This is a genomic window from Polyangium jinanense, from assembly GCF_028435365.1.
In genome coordinates, this window is the sequence record NZ_JAGTJJ010000113.1 from 1 (window position 1) to 17,135 (window position 17,135).

Below are 17,135 nucleotides of genomic sequence, written 5' to 3' on the forward strand. Positions count from 1 at the left end.
TCGAGACCGCCACGCTGTCCCTGGTCTTCCAACGGGCCCGTTGGAAGAACTGCGCGGAGCGCAGTTCTTCCACCCTCGGTCCAGGCCGTGCCTGGTCCGGGTCGAGGGGCGGACAGCCCCCGCGGGGCCCGGGGCAGAGCCCCGGCGCGGCGGCCCCAGGAAGCCTAGAGCGCGCCGCGGCGCTTGACGAGCTCCTGGATGGCGAGGTTTGCGACGTCGAGGCGCATCCATGGATCGTTTGCCCCGACCCCTTCCCCACCCTTTCCGAGGGCGAACACGACGGGCGCGCTCGGGCCGAGGTCGGCCTTGCCGGCGCGGCGATTCAGGAGGCGTAAGGGGTCCACGAATGCGACGAATGCCGTCTTGTCGCCGACGGCCGCGACGGCTGATTTCGCCTCGGCGCGGCCGGAGAGGTTTTCCTTGCCCGGCGATTCGAGGATGGTCCGGAACGCAGCCTTGGCGTCGTAGCCACCCGCGAGGACGAGACCGTCCTTGCCGAGCATGTAGAGCACGTCGATCGTGCTCGGCACGCCCTCCAGCGACGCTGCGGGTTTGTCTTTCCGGTCTTTGCTCGCTTTTTCGTCCTTCTTTCCTTTGTCGTCCTTGCCGTCGACGCGCGCGAGGCGGATGCGGCGGATGTCGCCTGGGAGGTTTTCGAGGACGGTTTTTCCGGTGCTGACCTCGATCTCGTTCTGGCCGAGCCACGAGGCGAAGCTTTTCCGTTTGGCGAGGCCGAGGAGGTTTCCGAGGGCCTCGTCGAGCTTGCCTTCGTCGGCGACGTCGCTGCGCGCATAAATGGCCGGGCCCGTGGAAAGGAGCGAGACGCCGGCTGTGAAGGAGTCGCCGCGGCCCTCGGCGACGGCGACGAGCGCGGCCGAGAGGGCGGCGCGGTCGTCCTCGGGGACGTCCTTGCCCATCGCCGCGGCGAGGGCGTCGGCGTATTTCTTGGCGTCGGTCGTGCGCGATTTCGAGCTGTCTTGCAGATACACCGCGATGTCGGTGTCGGCTGGCAATTCGAGCAGGCGGCGCGGGTCGCCGACGGTCATCGCGGCGAGGTTCGAGGCGCCGGCGGAGCCCTCGCGTGGCGTGCCGAGCAGGCGCAGGTGCGCCGCGCGGTCGTCGAAATCGAGGGTGATGCGCGCGTGGTCGAGCTCGACGAGAATGCCGAGCAAGGCGTCCACGAGCCCATTCAGCGGGCTCGGGACGGGCGTGGGCGCTTTGCCGCCCTCGGCGGTCGCGCCGGGGCGCGGACGCGGACGGAGGCTCTCCCAGCTCGATCGCAGACCCTTTTCGATCGGGCCGCCGAGCGCCTCGCGCGGCAGCTCGAAGGCGACGTCGGCCTTCGGCATCTTCGCCGTGGGCAAGGTGCGCGCGACGTACGGGCCGACGTCGAGCAGGTCCGCGGTCTCCTGCGCGAAGAGAAGGTAGTTGCCGAGCAGGCCGATCACGATCGAGCGAGCGCCGCCGTCCTTGGGCTCGAGCAGGGTGATGGAGGTCTTCTCGTCGACGCGGATCTGGAAGCGCGCGTTCTCGCCCTTCACGAGCAAGCTCTCGACCTTGCCGGCGTCGCGCACGTGGATGCCCATCGCCGAGCGCGGGCGGCCGCCGCCGGTACGCTCGACGAGCGCGCCGACGAGCGGGAGGTTGCCGTCGATCTCGGTGGAGACGGCGAGCGGCAAGCCGAGGAGCGTGACCGCGAGGTTGCCGGCGTTCGAGGGGAGGAAGAGCGCAGGTCCACCGACGGCCGCGCGCGCCTTGGCCCAGGCCTCGTCGGGGTTCGGGACGAAGACCTCGGCGAGCAGGCCCGCCGGCGCGGGGATCGGCTCGAGGGGCGCGACCTTCTGCGGCGGCGGGGGCTGTTCGTCCTTGCAACCCGTGAGGGTCACAGGGAGCGCGAGGGCAACGGCGAAGAGGAGCCCGCGGGTGATGCGGGTGATGGCACGTCGGGGACGTCCTCGGAGGGGCGGGGCGTGGGCGCTCATCGTACGTCGGAAGGCTAGTACGAATCGCGGGCCCGTTTCACCCCGGTCTGTGGGGTTCGCATGCGGTAAGCTCGGCACGTGCCCCGCCCCGGTCACGACGAGGTCGTGCTGATCAACGGGTTCCCTTCGCTCTACGCGCAGCGGATCACCGAGCACGTGCTCTCCACGAACCCCCGCGCGTTCGTGTACGTGGTCGTGCGGGCCGAGGAGAAGGTCGAGGCCGATCGGGCGCTCGTCGGGCTCGGGGAGGCGGAAGCAACACGAACCCGCGTGCTCGAAGGAGATCCGGCAGCGATGGATCTCGGTCTTTCGGGCCCGGAGTACCGGCAGCTCGCATCGGAGGTCGATCGGATCCACCACGCGGCGCACGCGGCATGGGTGGGGATGGACGAGGCCACCGCGGCGCGAGCGAACGTGGCGACGACGGCGGAGATCCTGGAGCTCGCGCGGGCGTCGAGCTCGCTCGAAGCCCTGGTCGTGCACTCGACGGCGGCCGTGTCGGGCGACCGGACGGGCGTGGTGTACGAGGAGGATCTGGAAGCCGGGCAAGAGTTCCACGACGAGGCCGCGCGGGCGCGAATGCGGGCCGAGGCGCTGGCCCGGCGCGCGAGCAAGACCGTGCCGATCGTGATCGTGCGGCCCGGGGCGGTGGTCGGCGCGTCGGGGCCAGAGGATCGGCTCGACGTGCTGCATCTCGCGGCGCTCTTGGCGTTGACGACGCCGGCGGAGATCCCGCTGCCCTTGCCGCAACGAGGCGAGGTGCCGGTGCACGTGGTGCCGATGGAGTACGTGGTCCGCGCGTCGTGCGCGCTCGGGCGGATGCCGGAGGCGCGTGGGAAGACGTTCCACCTCGTGGATCCGCATCCGATCGCGGCGCGACGTTTCTTCGAAGTGCTCGGGCGCGCAGCGCGCGGGAGCAACCTGCGGCAGGTGCCGGCGAGCTCCGCGGCGATGCTCCTGCGTACGCCGGGGATCGAGCGCTTCGTGCGCAGCCCCAAGACGTTCCTGGAGCAGATCGCGCGCGGCGTGCGGTACGACGCGCGCGCCGCGATGAACGCGCTCGCGGGGACCGGGATCACGTGCGCGCCGTTCGAGGCCTACGCCGAGGAGCTCGTGCGCGAGGTGGAAGAACATGTCACCGCCAGGCGCGCACCGCGGCCGCCGTCGTCGTCTCCAGGGGGAGAAGCAGAGGTGTACGATCCGTTCTCCTGAGGTTTTCTGGGCGGGAGCGTTGCTCACGCTCGTCGTCACGGCCTGCGGCGGGGAACATCGGCTGCCAGCCGACGCGGGGCCGGTCCCGTCGCGTGCCGTCGCGTCTGCGTCCGCATCCGCGTCTGCGTCCGCCGACGTGCCCGCGCCGCCCGCGTCGGCGAGCGTCGCTGCGCCGATCGAGACGGCGATCCCGGACGAGGCGGCATCCGCGGCTCCGACGCCCGCGCTCCCGATGGGCGAGCCCGAGCTTTCGCGGTTCCAAGCGGCGCTGCGAGAGCTCGGCCGAGGCGGTCGCAAGGCGCACGTGCGGATCCTCTGGCTCGGCGATTCGCACGGGCAGGCGGACTTCTGGACCGGGGCGCTGCGCGACGTCTTGCAGAAACGGTTCGGCAAGGCCGGGCCGGGGTTCGTGCACGTCGGCTGGAAGCAGTACAGGCACGACGGCGTGCGGCTGTCGACCGACGACAAGTGGACGATCCGGCCGAAGGTGCCGGCCGCGTCGTCACGAACGGGCGACGGCATCTTCGGGCTCGGCGGGCTCGTGACGACGGGTCCGGCCGGCAGCGGTCGCGCGCGGGTGAACGTGACGGACGAAGGGATTCAGAGCCGGCTGTCGTGGGACGTGTGCTACCGGCTGCGCTCGGCCGACGACGAGCTCGAGGTCTCGCTCGGGAGCGGGCCAAAGACGAAGATCCGCGCGACCGCGACCGAGCCGCCAGGCGAGCTCCGGCACCTGTTGCTCGTGAGCGAAGGGCGCGAGACGCTGCAGGTGACGCCGACGCGCGGCAATCCCGAGCTCTGCGGGGTGGTGATCGAGACGGATCCAGCCGAGCGGCCAGGGGTGGTGCTCGACACGCTGGGGATCAACGGGGCGCGGTTCGGGACGCCGCTCGCCTGGGATGAAGCGAGCTTCGGGGCCGAGCTCGCCCGGCGGAAGCCGTCGCTCGTGGTGCTGGAGTACGGGACGAACGAGGCGGGCGACGTGGCCGTGGATCCGGCGAAGTACACGCAAAGGCTCGTGCGGCTCGTGGAGCGCATCCGCCGCTTCGCGCCCGACACGGACTGTCTCGCGCTCGCGCCGACGGATCGCGCCGACACCCGCGCACGCACGCCGCTCGTTCGTGACGCGATCCGCGAGGGCGCGAGGCAGGCCGGGTGCAGCTTCTGGGACACGTACACCGTCATGGGCGGTGAGGGCTCGATCCGAGCGTGGGCCGCAGAGTCGCCCGCGCGCGCGGCAGGCGACGGCGTGCACCTGACGCAGCGGGGCTACCGGGATCTCGGCGAGTCGCTCGCGACGCACGTCCTCCGCGGTTTGCCCCCGTGAAACCCATGCTCGTCCCCGGAAAAACGGCCGAGGCGCGTTTCCTGCAAACACCCGCCCCCTTCGGAGGGGGAGCATGGCCCGAGCGGGCGAGCTGTTGGGGGACCGATACCGGCTGATCCGGGCAATCGGCGCAGGCGGGATGGGGACCGTGTGGTGGGCCCGCGACGAACGGATCGGGCGTGACGTGGCGCTGAAGCTCTCACCCCCCGAGAGCGGCGTCACCGGGGATCCCGGCTTCGTGCGCGAGGCGCACATGGCCGCGCAGATCTCCCATCCAAACGTCGTGGGTGTCCTCGACGCCGGCGAGGCCGCCCGAGAGCGGCGCTTCCTGGTGATGGAGCTGCTCCACGGCGAGACGCTCGCCGAGAGGCTGCGCTCGCGCGAGCCGCTGCCCGTCGCGGAGGCCTTGTCGATCGCGATCGAGGTTTGTCGAGGGCTCGAGGCGATCCACGCGCACGGGATCGTGCATCGGGACGTGAAGCCGGAGAACATCTTCCTCGCGGACATACCGGGCGAGGGGCGCGTGCCAAAGCTGCTCGACTTCGGGTGCAGCGCGCCGATGGGCACGCCCGCTCTGCCGAGCGGGTTCGTCCCGACGCCCCCGCGGGCAGGCGAGTCGAACGAGCCTTCGCCCGAGGGGACGCCGGGGGTCGTGGGGACCCCGCAGTACATGAGTCCGGAGCAAGCACGCGGCGACGAGGACGTGGACGGGCGCGCGGATCTCTGGGCGCTCGGGGCGGTCCTGTACGAGGCACTCGCAGGGCGGGCGCCGTTCGACGGGACGGACGTGGACGCGACGATCGAGGCCGTGCTCTCGGAAGAGCCGGGCCCGCTGCCGGGCTGGGTCCCAGAGGGCGCGCGGCGGCTCGTGGCGAAGTGCCTCGAGAAGGATCAACGCCGGCGGTATCCGAACGCGCGGGCGCTGCGGATGGCGCTGGAGGAGGCGCTCGCCGATTTCATGGGCGCGTCCTCGACAGGGTTCACGCGAAGCCGGGGTTCGTCGGTGCGGCCACCTGCACGAGGTCGCGGGCGAACCGCAGGGCTTACGATCGCGACGGGGCTCGTGCTCTTCGCCGCGGCATCCCTTCCCTCCTTGGAAGTCGCGCGGCGGGCAGCGGCGCACCTGCTGCGCGCGACGGTCGGGGATGCGGTGAAGGCCGCCGCGAGCCGCTCACGCGAGGCGGTGCTGGACGAGGTGAGGCCCGACGAACCGCGGTGACGGACGGGCGTCGCGCCGGGGTTTCACCCCGGACCCCAGCAGGGGCTATCCGCCCCTGCACCCGGACCAGCGCAAGCGCTGGACCCGGGGCGACAGCGCGCGATGCGCGCTGTCGACAGGGAAGACGTCCCCAGCACGTACGGCAGCGCTGCTGTCTCCGCTGGCAACGCCGCTCGTGGTCTTGCCTCGGCCTGTTCGATGAACTGCGCATCGCGCAGTTCATCGACCCCGGGTCCAGCGCTTGCGCTGGTCCGGGGTGCAGGGGGCGGACAGCCCCCTGCTGGGGTGCGGGGCAACGCCCCGCTCCTCTCAGACGAGATGCCGCGCCACGGCCGAGCGATACGCTTGCCAGAGCGTGAGGGCTTCGGTCATCGCGTCGACGAGCGAAGCTGCGAGGTCACTCTGGGGCGGGACGTGGGCGAGGAGCATGTTCCACGCGTCGCGGCGATGCCCTCCCTCGACGGCGCGGTGGGCGCGGGCGAGGCGCATGCGCTCGGGGGGACAGCCGTAGTGCAGGACCATCGGGTGCGTGCGGATGACTTCGTCGATTGGCGGGAGGTTCCGTGTGCCTTCGAGCTCGGCGCGCTCGTGCACGCTGCCCTCGACGAAGATGGTGAGGACCGCGGCGCCGATCTGCCAGGGCGGGCTCGCGCTCACGCGGTCGAGCATCGCGCGGTAGGTGAGGGCCTCGGGTTCGAGCGGGATCGAGGGGTCTTCGATCGAGGCGCGATCGATGCTGAGACCGTCGATCATCTCCAGGAACAGGGCCGGGTGCGGGACGCCGAGGCTCAGCTTTCCGGTCTGCTCTTCGTAGAGGTTCTCGGCGAGCGCGATGCGCACGTCGTCGGGTGGTCCTTGGCCGAGGACACGCGCGAGCAGCACCGGGAAGTCGCGCACGTAGGTGCGGTATTCGTGGCGGAAATGCGCGGCGAGCGCGTCGCGCGAGAGGCCCGGCTTCGTGAGCTTCGGCCAGGCCTCGTGGTTCTTCTGGTCCATGATGGAAAGCAGGCGCTCGACGAGCACACCGCGCTCCCCCCTCGCGATCGTCATGGGCTCGATCCTCCTCGGATCGTTATGACGTCGAAGCGTCCGCGTGCACGCGATCGCCGCGTTACGCCGAGCCCGGCACGTCGTGGGCGTACGCGTCGAGGCCATGGCCTCGGAGCGTCGCTTCGACGAGGGCGAGCGGATGCGCGAGCGCGGGCTCGTTCTGCGCTTCGCCTCGCGTGATCACGAGCGGCAACGCGCGCGCGAGGAGGATGCGCGCGGCGCGATCGCGGAGCGCGTGCGCGAGGGGGAGATCGCTGGAGACGAGCTGGTAGGCGTGTGCGCCTGCGCGAAGGTAAAAGGCCTCGGCGCGGGCGCGCGTGGAGGAGGCAGGCGCGGCGAGGGTCGGATCCTCGGCGAGCGCGCGGGAGGCGGCTTCGATCCAGCGGACGGCGTGGCGCGCGAGGTCGTGCTCGGCGCGGTAGGTCGCGTCGATGCGGGCGCGACGGGATGCGTGCGATGCGAGCGCGGCGAAGAAGGGGCGGAGGAGCTCGACATCGAGGGGCGCGGGCTCTGCGAGGGCGCGTGTCGCGGCTGCGGGATCGAGGTCCGACGTCTCGACGGACGATGCGAGGGCCGCGAGCGCATGCGCCGTGTCGATCGGCGCGGGAGCGTCCACGACAGCATGCATGAAACGAACGAGATCGGCGCGGGTCCCGTGCTTGCCCGGCGCGAGCAGCAGCGTCTCCGGGAGCTCGACGATCAGGATGCCCTCGTCGAGATCCGCGGAGCTTTGCGCGCCTTCGGGGACGAGCAAAGCGCCTTTCGGCTGTGGATCGAGCGCGCTCGCGAGCACGCAGGCGCACTCCACCGCGGGCGCGACACGCACCGCCTCCCCATCGTCGACGAAGAGCGCGGGGAACGTCTGGCACCCGAGCGGTTTTACGTGTGCGCCTTGCGCCGCGTGCAAGCGGCAGAGCCCGCTGCCATCGAGGTACGCGCAGCGGCCGTCGACGAGCGGCACGGAGCTCGCTCCGCAGGCGGAGGAGCCTTGCAAAGGCGTGAACGCGCGTTCGGGGTGATCACCGGCGTCGAGCACGCGCGGCAAGAGCGCGCGGGCGTAGGCCTCCTCGACGGGCCGGAAGATCACGGAGGCATAAAGACGGCAGCAGCTCCCGCGACCGTCACACGCGAGGGAAAAGCCCGGCAGCGGATCGAGCCGTCGTGATGCGCCGCGGACCTTCGGTTCGGGCAGCGGCGCGACGCCTTCGGCAAGCAGGCCGGCCTCGTGCAGAGCGGCGAGGAACGCGCGCAGGGTCTCGACTTTCGCGAAGGTCGAGGCGCGCGAGGCCGCGGCCACGATCCCTTCGAGATCACGCGATCCGTCGGCCTGCGCGAGCAATCCCCACTCGCGCGCGCCGAGGCGGTATGCGAGGCCCGAGCGCTGATCGTGCAGGACCCAGAAGTCCTCGTCGCCCACGCGGTGACGCCGGACGACAGCGTGATCGGCGAGGCGGGGACGCGAGGGGAACAGCGCTGGCGACATGGTCAGTTGAGAGCCCAGTGCTGAACGTGTGCCTCGCTACCTGGATCCAACGTGCCCTGCGCTTTGCCGTGCGAGGTTCCTCGCGAGAGGCGCTGGCCGCGCAACCTGAAAAGCTTGCTGGATCCGGCTTCTACGAACCTGATAGCATGCGGCGGCAATGGCGCTCGATACTCAGACTGCCACTGGATCGGCTTCGAAGCTCGGCAAATACGAGTTGACGCGGGAGATGGCCGGCAGTGGCGTGGCGTCCACCTGGCTCGCCCAAACAGACGGAAGCACGAAGAGTTACGTCGTGCTTCGCCTGCACAAGCACGTGACGAAGAAGCCGGAGATCGCCGAGGCGTTCCTGCGCGACGCGAAGAACGGCAAGCTCCTCACGCACGCGAACGTGGTGCCGATGGTGGAGACGGGCGTCGGGGACGGCGAGATCTTCGTCGTGTCGGAACACTTCGAAGGCGAGACGCTCTCCTCGCTGGTCGCGAACGCGAAGACAGCCGGTATCCCGCTGCCGATCGCGCTGCGTATCGGCCTCGAAATGCTCGAAGGTCTGTCCGCGGCGCACGCGCAGGGCGAGCCCATCGCGCACGGCGAGCTGAGCCCGTTCCACGTGCTCGTGGGCAAGGACGGCGTGACGCGCGTCGGCGGATTCGGCTGGGCGCGGGCCCTCGCGAAGCTCGGTCCGCACGGGATCATGAAGCAGGATCGCCTCGCCTACGCGCCGCCCGAGCGCGTGAAGGCCATGAGCGCCGCGACGCCCGGCGCGCCGACGGGCACGATCGATCCGAAAGGCGACGTGTTCGCCGCCGCCGTGATCCTGTGGGAGCTCATCGCGAAGCAGCGCCTCTTCGCCTCGAAGATGGAGGCGGCCGTCGTGCAGAAGGTCCTCTCGGGGCCGATCCAGGAGCTGTCGTCCGTGATGATCGAGGGCCTGCCAACCTCGGTGGAGGACGCGCTCCCGAAGGCGCTCGAGCGGGATCCCGCGAAACGCGCGTCGCTCGACAGCCTGCTCCAGGCGCTGCGCAGCGTCCCGGCCGACGCAATCGCAAAGCCCGAGGAAGTGGGCGCTTTCGTGGAGAAGCTCGCCTCGAAGCCGGCGGCCGCGCCCGCCGTGGCGCCTGCCGCTGCGCCCGCCGCGTCGCCCGCCGTGGCGCCCGCCGCGCCGAAGCCCGCTCCCGCTGCGGCCGTGCGTCCGCCGCAGCCCACGGTCGCCGGCGTCGCTGCGCCCGGGGCAAACGGCAAGGCGCCGCTCGGCGCGAAGGCGCCCGCCGTGACGGCGCCTGCGCCCACGCCTGCCGCCGAGAAAAAAGACGCCGCGGAGGACAAGGCGGCCGTAGGCCCGACCGTGCCGAAGATCGGCGCCCCGAAGCCGATGGTCCGTCAGCGGACGCTCGTGGGCGGCGTGGAGCCGCCGAAGCCCGCGGGCCCGACCGTGCCGAAGCCCGCCGCGAAGGCCGAGCCCGCCGCCGAGGCGAAGGAGCCCGCGGAGGCGAAGCCTGCGGACAAACCCGCCGACAAACCTGAAGCCGCCCCGGCCGCGGAGGCGAAAAAGCCGGTCGTGCCGCCGCCGCCGAAGACCGCGCCGCCGGCGCCGGCACCGAAGCCGGGCATCCCGAAGCCCCCGGCCCCGCCCGTGGTCGCCGCGAAGCCCGAGGTGCCGAAGCCGCCGCCGCCGATCCGGCCCGTCGCGGAGTCGCTGCCCGGCGAGGACATCGAGATCGACGACGACTCCGGGGCCTTCGAAGCGCCGAAGATCGAGGCGCCGAAGGTCGAAGCGAAGGACGCGCCGAAGCCCGAGGCGCCCAAGGCCGAGGAGCCCAAAGCCGAAGCCAAGAAGCCCGAGGAAACGAAGGTCGAGGAGCCCAAGGCCGAGGACAAACCCGAGCACGTCGTGGTGACGAAGTCGGAGATGCCGACCGTCGTCACGAAGACGCCGACCTCCGGGCCTTCGCCGGCCGACGGCGACAGCTCCGAGGCGCCCGTCTCGCGCACGAAGGCGACCGCGCTCGATCGCCTCAAGCCCGGCAGCACGCTCGGCCGTTACGAGATCCTCCTGCGCGTCGCGAAGGGCGGCATGGCGTCGGTCTGGGCCGCGCGCCTGCAGGGATCCCGCGGCTTCCAGAAGACCGTCGCGATCAAGACGATGCTGCCGGACGTCTCCGACGATCCGGATTTCGAGACGATGTTCCTCGACGAGGCGCGCGTCGCGGCCCGTATCCGGCATCCGAACGTGGTCGAGATCTTCGACCTCGGGGAGCAGGACGAGATCCTCTACATCGTGATGGAGTGGGTCGAAGGCGACACGCTGAGCACGGTGCAGAAGGCGGCGAAGACCCTCGGCGGAATCCCGCAGAACATCATCCTGCGTGTCGCCTCGCAGATCTGCGCGGGCCTGCACGCGGCGCACGAGCTGCGCGACGACAACGGCGCGCTCGTCGATCTCGTCCATCGCGACATCTCGCCGGGCAACATCCTGATCTCGACCTCGGGCTTCGCGAAGATCGCCGACTTCGGCGTGGCGAAGTCACGCGGGCGCCTCTACGTCACGCGCACCGAGGGCCTGGTCAAAGGCAAGACGCCGTATCTCTCGCCCGAGCAACTCGGCGGCCTGCCGCTCGATCGTCGCAGCGATCTCTTCTCGCTCGGCGTGTTGCTCTACGTGATGGTCACGGGCCTGCACCCGTTCCGCGGGGAGACGGAGTTCAAGACCGTCGAGAACATCGCGCTGAAGGATCCGATCCCGCCGCGCGAGCTCGTCCCGAGCATCCACGCGGACTTCGAGAAGGTGATCCTGAAGGCGCTCGAGAAGGACCGGACGAAGCGCTACTCGACCGCCGGCGAGATGCAACGCGCGCTCGATCAGGTGTCCGCGCAGATCGGCACGCCGATCACGGACGAGGACGTCGCCGACTTCGTGCGCAAGGTGATCGGCGAGGCGAACGCGAAACGCGCGGCAGAGCTGCGCGCCGCGATCGCCGCGGCCGACGCGAGCATCGCCGCGGATCGCGCGAGCATCCCGCCGCCGATGACCAGCGAGCCGAAGGTCGACTCGAAGCCGGACACCTCGGCCAAGGCCGGCGAGAGCACGGACGTCCCCGTGACCACCGACGCCATCGCAGCGCTCCCCGACGTACCGCCCGCGCCGCCCGCGCCGCGGCTCGAGACGCTGCAGAGCGTGCCGGTTCCGATCGCCACGACCGCGCAGCCGGCCGCGAAGGACGACGACGACCTCCTGCTCGCCGCGCAAGCGTCGCAGAAGAAGAAGCGGCTCGTCATGGGCGTCGGCGCGCTCGCGGCCGTCGCGATCGGCGCCGTCGTGGCGTTCTCGGGCGGCGGGGACAAACCCGAGACGTCGACGACGACGGAGCAAGCGCCCACCACACAAGCCGCGCCGACGCCGCCGCCGACGGAGGCGAAGCAGCCCGAGCCGACGCCACCGCCGACGGCAACACCCGAGCCGCCGAAGCCCGAGGAGCCGAAGCCCGAGGAGCCGAAGCCCGAGGAGCCCGCCGTCGCCGCGCCCGAGGCGCCGCAAGCCGGCGGAAACAAGGCGCCGACCACGTGGAAGGCGCCCACCGTCAACACGACGAAGACCGTTCGTCCGCCGTCCACGGGGACGAGCAAGACGAACAAGACCACCAAGAAAACCACCAAGTTCGATCCCACCGGAATCTGAGCGCCGTGCGAACCAGAACAACCGCGATCGCAGCTCTCTTCGTTGCCCTCCCCGCGCTCTCGGTCCTCGGGCCGAGCGTCGCCCACGCGCAAGCCCCGGCCGCGGCGGCGACGCCCTCCGCGGCGGACATCGCCGCAGCCAAGAAGAAGTTCGAGAGCGCCTCGACCCTCTTCAAAGCCGGCAAATATCCCGAGGCCCTCGCGGACTTCCGCGCCTCGTACGACAAGGTGCAGAGCCCGAACTCGCACCTCTACGTGGCGCGCTGTCTGCGGGAGATGGGCAAGCTCGTCGACGCCTACCTCGAGTTCGAGAAGGTCACGGCCGAGGCCCAGACCGCCGGGGAGAAGTACGCGCAGACAGGCGAGACCGCGAAGGTCGAGCGCGACGAGCTGAACGCGAAGCTCACGCTCGTGAGCGTCGACGTCACGACGCCCGAGAGCGGCGCACGCCTGACCATCGGCGGTGTCGAGGTTCCTCAGGATCGCTGGGGCAAACCCTTCCCCGCGATGCCCGGGAGCGTGGACATCCGCCTCGAATCCGGCGCGAAGCCGGCCGCGTCGCAGTCGATCACCACGACCGCAGGCGAGTCGAAGACGGTGTCGATCGGCTTCGCGAGCCCGAGCAGCAGCGGCGACGGCAGCGGCGATGGCAGCGGCGGCGACGGCAGCGGCGGCGGCAGCGAGACGAGCGGCGGCAAGGGCATGTCGGGGATGCGCATCGGCGCGTTCGCGGCCGGCGGCCTCGGTGTCGCCGGCTTCGTCACGTTCGCGGTCTTCGGCTCGATGTCGAACACGACGTACGACGACCTCCAGGCGACCTGCGGCGGCCCGTGTCCCGCGAATCGGCAAGGCGACGTCGACAAGGGCAAGATGCAGCAGACGGTCGCGAACGTGGGCCTCATCGTGGGTGCCGTCGGCGTGGCCGCGGGCGCAACGCTCTTCGTGCTCAGCCTGAAGAAGGACAAGAAGCCCGAAGCCGCTCACACCGAGCTCGTCGTCGGTCCGGCCCACCTGGGCGTCCGCGGGACGTTCTGAGGCGCGAGGGCGCGCCCCTCTCAACGACGAACCGCGCAGGCCCAAGCTCCGCTATTCTCCTCTCCACGTCATGACCATCGTCGGCTCGCCGCCCGGTCGCGCCTCGGATCCCGCTGCGTCCCTGCCCCGCCCCGTCGTGCTCTGCATCGCGGGCGCGGCCAGCATCGTCGCGGTCATCGTGCTGGCCATCGCCGTCCGCACGTCCCCGTTCCCGGACCTCGACGAGGCCCGAGAAAACACGAGCGCTGCGAAGGATCCAAGCGCAGCGGTCGCGCCTTCCGACGACGACGACGACGAACCGCAGGCGGCGGCGCCGGCAGGCAACTCGCGCGAGCTCCGCGCGCAGCTCTCGAAGGAGGTGCGCGCGGGCAAGGTGAAGGACGCGGCGGCGACGCTGACGTCGCTCGTGGCCGCGGATCCGAGGTCGCCCGAGGACGCGGACGTGCGCAACGACATCCTCGAGCTCGCGTCGAAGGCGGCGTACCAGGGCGGCGCCGAGGCCGACAAGGTCTTCGAGGTGATCGGCTCGAAGATGGGCACACGGGGACCGGACGTGCTCTACGCGCTCGTGACGAGCAAGGGCGGCTCGAAGGCGGCCGATCGCGCGGTGGAGCTCCTGAAGCAGGACGACGTTCGAGCGCGCGCGACGCCGGCCACGCGGATCGCCTTCGACCTCTGGGCCGCGAAGAGCTGCCCCGACAAGGCTGCGCTGCTCGACAGGGCGCGCACCGAGGGGGACAGTCGCGCGCTCGGCTGGGTGGTCCTGATGGGCCGGAACTGCAAGATGTCCAAGGACCCGAAGCTCAAGGAAACGCTGGAAGCCCTCAAGTCGCGCTGATCGTCCGCGGCGCGGCCACGGGCCGGCGCGGGCGGGATCTCGGCGAGGCTTCGAAATGCAAAAGAGCCCGCCCCTCGCCGAAGCGAGGACGCGGGCTCTTCTGGCAAAACCCTCAGCGACCGCCGGGGGCCTTGCCGACCTTCGCCTTCTTGTCGCCGGAGTGGCCGTGGAAGGTGCGGGTCGGGGCGAACTCACCGAGCTTGTGGCCGACCATGTTCTCCGTGACGAACACGGGGACGAACTTGCGGCCGTTGTGCACGGCGAACGTGAGTCCCACGGCGTCGGGGACGATGGTGGACCTGCGGGACCAGGTCTTGATGACCTTCTTCGGGCCGCCCGTGGCCTGCGCCGTCTGGATCTTCTCCATCAGGTGGCCGTCGACGAAGGGGCCCTTCTTGATGCTACGCGGCATGGCTCAATCAACCCTTGGTTCCGCGCCGGCGGATGATCATCCCGTCGGTCCGCTTGTTGTTCCGAGTCTTCAGGCCCTTGGCGAGCTGCCCCCACGGCGAGCAGGGGTGACGACCGCCGGAGGAGCGGCCCTCGCCGCCGCCCATCGGGTGATCGACGGGGTTCATGGTGACGCCGCGGTTGTGCGGACGACGGCCGAGCCATCGCGAACGACCGGCCTTGCCGAGGGTGATGTTCGCGTGGTCGGGGTTCGAGACCTGGCCGATGGTGGCGCGGCAATCGAGGTGCACCTTGCGGATTTCGCCGCTCGGCAGGCGCACCTGCGCGTAGTCGCCGTCCTTGGCCATGAGCTGCGCGGCGACGCCGGCGGAGCGCACGAGCTGGCCGCCCTTGCCCTTCTTGACCTCGATGTTGTGGATCGAGGTGCCAGGCGGGATGTGGCGCAGCGTGAGGCTGTTGCCGGGCTTGATGTCGGCGTTGCGGCTCGCGACGAGCTTCGCGCCCACGATCAGGCCATCGGGGGCGAGGATGTAGCGCTTCTCGCCGTCGACGTAGTGGAGCAGGGCGATGCGGGCGGTACGGTTCGGATCGTACTCGATGGCGGCGACGGTCGCGGGGATGCCGATCTTGTCGCGCCGGAAGTCGATGATCCGGTAGCGCTGCTTGTGGCCACCGCCGCGGAACCGCGAGGTGATGCGGCCGTAGTTGTTGCGCCCGCCCGTCGAGGTCTGCTTCTCGATGAGGGAGCGCTCGGGCTCGGCCTTGGTGATTTCCTTGAAATCACTGACCGAGTAGTAGCGCCGCGCCGGAGAGGTCGGCTTGAAGTTCTTGATACCCATGGCTTACTCCGACTTCTCCTCGTCGAAGAACTGGATCTGGTCGCCCGGCTTGAGGGTGACGATCGCCTTCTTCCAGTTGTGCAGCTTGGCGTAGCCGCGCCCCATGCGCTTGTCCTTGCCGCGCATGACGAGCGTGTTCACTTCGACCACGCCGACCTTGAAGAGCGCCTGGATCGCGTCCTTGATCTGGATCTTGTTCGCGTCGCGGCGGACTTCGAAGATGACCTTGTTGCTCTGCTCGCGGAGCCGGCTCGACTTCTCGGTGAGGATGATCGGCCGACGAATGATGTGCTCGGGCTGCATGGCGTGTTCCTCTACCGAAGGCAGCGCGCTTCGAGCGCTTTGGCCGCCTCTTTCGAGACGACGAGGTGGTCGTGGCGGAGGAGGTCGTACACGTTGACGCCCTCCGGCGGCAAGAACTGGTGCGCGTCGAGGTTGCGGATCGACTTCACCAGCTTCTCGTTCGAGGCGCTGTCGACGACGAGCGACTTCTTGCCCGCCTGCAGGGCCCCGAGCGCGTCGACGATCGCCTTCGTCTTGATCTCGGGCAGCTCGAGGCTGTCGAGGACGATGAGGCGACCCTCCTTGGCGTACAGGGAGAGCGCGCTCTTCAGCGCGCCGATGCGCACCTTGCGCGGCGGACGGTAGGACCAGTCCTGCGGCTCGAGCGCGTGCGCCATGCCGCCGCCCGCGTGGTGCGGGGCGCGGATCGAACCCTGACGAGCGCGGCCCGTGCCCTTCTGGCGGTAGAGCTTCTTCGTCGAGCCCGCGACGGCGCTGCGCTCCTTCGTGGCCTTGGTACCAGCGCGACGCGAGGCGAGCTGGGCCTTGACGACCTCGTAGAAGAGCTGCTCCTTCACCTCGGCGCCGAAGACCTCGTCCGAAAGGTCGATCTCGCCGACCTGCTCCCGCTTGAGGTTGTAGACGTTGACTTTCATGGCGCGCTCCTAGCTCTTGATCTCGACGTCGACGCCGGCCGAAAGATCGAGCTTCATCAGGGCGTCGAGGGTCTGCTGCGTCGGCTCGATGATGTCGAGGAGCCGCTTGTGCGTGCGGATCTCGAACTGCTCGCGCGACTTCTTGTCGACGTGCGGGCCGCGGAGGACCGTGTAGCGACGGATCTCCGTGGGCAGGGGGATGGGGCCCGCGACGTGCGCGCCCGTTCGCTTCGCGGTCTCGACGATGTCGCTCGTGGACTTGTCGAGGAGCTGGTGATCGAACGCCTTGAGGCGGATCCGGATCTTCGTGGTGTCGGCCATGACGCTGCTTCTTCCCTTACTTGAGGATCTTCGTCACGATGCCCGCGCCGACGGTCTTGCCACCCTCGCGGATCGCGAACCGCATCTGCTCCTCGAGCGCGACCGGCGCGATGAGCTCGATGTTCATTCGTGATGTTGTCGCCCGGCATCACCATCTTGACCCCCTCGGGGAGCTTGACGGTGCCCGTCACGTCCGTCGTCCGGATGTAGAACTGCGGGCGGTAGTTCGTGAAGAACGGCGTGTGACGGCCGCCCTCCTCCTTCTTCAGGACGTACACCTCGCCCAAGAACTCCGTGTGCGGGGTGATCGAACCCGGCTTCGCGAGGACCTGGCCACGCTCGATGTCGTCCTTCTCGACGCCGCGCAGGAGGCAACCGACGTTGTCGCCCGCGATGCCCTGATCGAGCAGCTTCCGGAACATCTCGACGCCCGTGACCACGGTCTTGCGCGTGTCCTTGAAGCCGATGATCTCGACCTCTTCGCCGACCTTGACCACGCCGCGCTCGATACGACCCGTCGCCACCGTGCCGCGGCCCTTGATCGAGAACACGTCCTCGATCGCCATGAGGAACGGCTTGTCGATAGCGCGCTCCGGCTCCGGGATGTAGCTGTCGAGCGCGTCGAGCAGCTCGCCGATCTTCGCCTCCCACTTGGGGTCGCCCTGCAGCGCAGGGAGCGAAGCACCACGGACGACCGGCGCGTTGTCGCCGTTGAAGTTGTACTTGTTGAGGAGCTCGCGGACCTCCATCTCGACGAGGTCGAGCATCTCCGGGTCGTCCACCGCGTCACACTTGTTGAGGAAGACGA

Annotated in this window: 14 protein-coding genes and 1 pseudogene; 6 read left to right on the plus strand and 9 right to left on the minus strand. The window is 70.1% G+C overall.

The genetic code is table 11. The annotated features are described in order from the left end of the window. Positions 1-164 precede the first annotated feature (164 nt). Positions 165-1,886, minus strand: a complete 1,722-nt coding sequence (locus tag KEG57_RS53755) for a hypothetical protein (RefSeq protein ID WP_272460048.1) — start codon at positions 1,884-1,886, stop codon at positions 165-167. 174 nt (positions 1,887-2,060) lie between these two features. Here KEG57_RS53755 and KEG57_RS53760 point away from each other — a divergent pair, with 174 nt between their 5' ends. The 3 genes from KEG57_RS53760 to KEG57_RS53770 all read left to right on the plus strand — a co-directional run bounded on the left by KEG57_RS53760 (position 2,061) and on the right by KEG57_RS53770 (position 5,740). Then, positions 2,061-3,194, plus strand: coding sequence for an SDR family oxidoreductase (locus KEG57_RS53760; RefSeq protein WP_272460049.1), 1,134 nt, complete (start codon positions 2,061-2,063; stop codon positions 3,192-3,194). Positions 3,195-3,213: 19 nt separating this feature from the next. Continuing rightward, a complete protein-coding gene (locus tag KEG57_RS53765; protein WP_272460050.1) occupies positions 3,214-4,521 on the plus strand; it encodes a GDSL-type esterase/lipase family protein in 1,308 nt (435 codons plus the stop codon). A 73-nt stretch (positions 4,522-4,594) separates the two neighbouring features. Continuing rightward, positions 4,595-5,740 (plus strand): serine/threonine-protein kinase, encoded by a 1,146-nt coding sequence (locus KEG57_RS53770; RefSeq protein ID WP_272460051.1) that lies wholly within the window; start codon positions 4,595-4,597, stop codon positions 5,738-5,740. Positions 5,741-6,049: 309 nt separating this feature from the next. Here KEG57_RS53770 and KEG57_RS53775 read toward each other — a convergent pair whose 3' ends face one another. After that, on the minus strand, positions 6,050-6,790 hold the full coding sequence (locus KEG57_RS53775; protein WP_272429085.1) for an iron-containing redox enzyme family protein: 741 nt from the start codon (positions 6,788-6,790) through the stop codon (positions 6,050-6,052). A gap of 61 nt (positions 6,791-6,851) precedes the next feature. Beyond that, the gene (locus tag KEG57_RS53780; RefSeq protein WP_272429083.1) at positions 6,852-8,273 is read right to left on the minus strand and encodes a YkgJ family cysteine cluster protein; all 1,422 of its coding nucleotides are present in this window, start codon (positions 8,271-8,273) and stop codon (positions 6,852-6,854) included. A 157-nt stretch (positions 8,274-8,430) separates the two neighbouring features. On the opposite strand from KEG57_RS53780, the gene KEG57_RS53785 reads away from it, so the two are divergent. The 3 genes from KEG57_RS53785 (at position 8,431) to KEG57_RS53795 (ending at position 13,818) form a co-directional block, all read left to right on the plus strand. After that, positions 8,431-11,946 carry a protein kinase domain-containing protein gene (locus tag KEG57_RS53785; RefSeq protein ID WP_272429081.1) on the plus strand — a complete coding sequence of 1,172 codons (3,516 nt, stop codon included), beginning with the start codon at positions 8,431-8,433 and terminating at the stop codon, positions 11,944-11,946. Between the two features lie 5 nt (positions 11,947-11,951). Continuing rightward, positions 11,952-12,980, plus strand: a complete 1,029-nt coding sequence (locus tag KEG57_RS53790) for a tetratricopeptide repeat protein (protein WP_272429079.1) — start codon at positions 11,952-11,954, stop codon at positions 12,978-12,980. Between the two features lie 70 nt (positions 12,981-13,050). Further along, positions 13,051-13,818: a hypothetical protein gene (locus KEG57_RS53795; protein ID WP_272429078.1), complete on the plus strand. Its 768-nt coding sequence runs from the start codon at positions 13,051-13,053 to the stop codon at positions 13,816-13,818. 112 nt (positions 13,819-13,930) lie between these two features. Here the strand turns inward: KEG57_RS53795 and rpsS are convergent, their stop codons facing one another. The 6 genes and pseudogenes from rpsS to KEG57_RS53825 form a co-directional block, all read right to left on the minus strand. Continuing rightward, a complete protein-coding gene (rpsS, locus tag KEG57_RS53800; protein ID WP_136936256.1) occupies positions 13,931-14,230 on the minus strand; it encodes a 30S ribosomal protein S19 in 300 nt (99 codons plus the stop codon). Between the two features lie 7 nt (positions 14,231-14,237). Continuing rightward, positions 14,238-15,068 (minus strand): 50S ribosomal protein L2, encoded by an 831-nt coding sequence (rplB, locus tag KEG57_RS53805; RefSeq protein ID WP_272429077.1) that lies wholly within the window; start codon positions 15,066-15,068, stop codon positions 14,238-14,240. Between the two features lie 3 nt (positions 15,069-15,071). Continuing rightward, on the minus strand, positions 15,072-15,371 hold the full coding sequence (locus KEG57_RS53810; protein ID WP_272429075.1) for a 50S ribosomal protein L23: 300 nt from the start codon (positions 15,369-15,371) through the stop codon (positions 15,072-15,074). Between the two features lie 11 nt (positions 15,372-15,382). Continuing rightward, entirely contained in the window at positions 15,383-16,006 is a 624-nt protein-coding gene (gene rplD, locus KEG57_RS53815; protein WP_272429073.1) for a 50S ribosomal protein L4, read from the minus strand. A 9-nt stretch (positions 16,007-16,015) separates the two neighbouring features. Beyond that, on the minus strand, positions 16,016-16,327 hold the full coding sequence (gene rpsJ, locus KEG57_RS53820; protein WP_012233476.1) for a 30S ribosomal protein S10: 312 nt from the start codon (positions 16,325-16,327) through the stop codon (positions 16,016-16,018). Between the two features lie 16 nt (positions 16,328-16,343). Beyond that, positions 16,344-17,135 (minus strand): annotated as a pseudogene (locus tag KEG57_RS53825) (elongation factor Tu); the annotation flags it as partial.

Excerpts from the sequence above, each read along its gene's own strand:
- KEG57_RS53780 (WP_272429083.1), bottom strand. The coding sequence starts at position 8,273 with ATGTCGCCAGCGCTGTTCCCCTCGCGTCCCCGCCTCGCCGATCACGCT.
- rpsJ (WP_012233476.1), bottom strand. The coding sequence starts at position 16,327 with ATGGCCGACACCACGAAGATCCGGATCCGCCTCAAGGCGTTCGATCAC.
- KEG57_RS53775 (WP_272429085.1), bottom strand. The coding sequence starts at position 6,790 with ATGACGATCGCGAGGGGGGAGCGCGGTGTGCTCGTCGAGCGCCTGCTT.
- rpsS (WP_136936256.1), bottom strand. The coding sequence starts at position 14,230 with ATGCCGCGTAGCATCAAGAAGGGCCCCTTCGTCGACGGCCACCTGATG.
- KEG57_RS53770 (WP_272460051.1), top strand. The coding sequence starts at position 4,595 with ATGGCCCGAGCGGGCGAGCTGTTGGGGGACCGATACCGGCTGATCCGG.
- rplB (WP_272429077.1), bottom strand. The coding sequence starts at position 15,068 with ATGGGTATCAAGAACTTCAAGCCGACCTCTCCGGCGCGGCGCTACTAC.
- rplD (WP_272429073.1), bottom strand. The coding sequence starts at position 16,006 with ATGAAAGTCAACGTCTACAACCTCAAGCGGGAGCAGGTCGGCGAGATC.
- KEG57_RS53810 (WP_272429075.1), bottom strand. The coding sequence starts at position 15,371 with ATGCAGCCCGAGCACATCATTCGTCGGCCGATCATCCTCACCGAGAAG.
- KEG57_RS53785 (WP_272429081.1), top strand. The coding sequence starts at position 8,431 with ATGGCGCTCGATACTCAGACTGCCACTGGATCGGCTTCGAAGCTCGGC.
- KEG57_RS53795 (WP_272429078.1), top strand. The coding sequence starts at position 13,051 with ATGACCATCGTCGGCTCGCCGCCCGGTCGCGCCTCGGATCCCGCTGCG.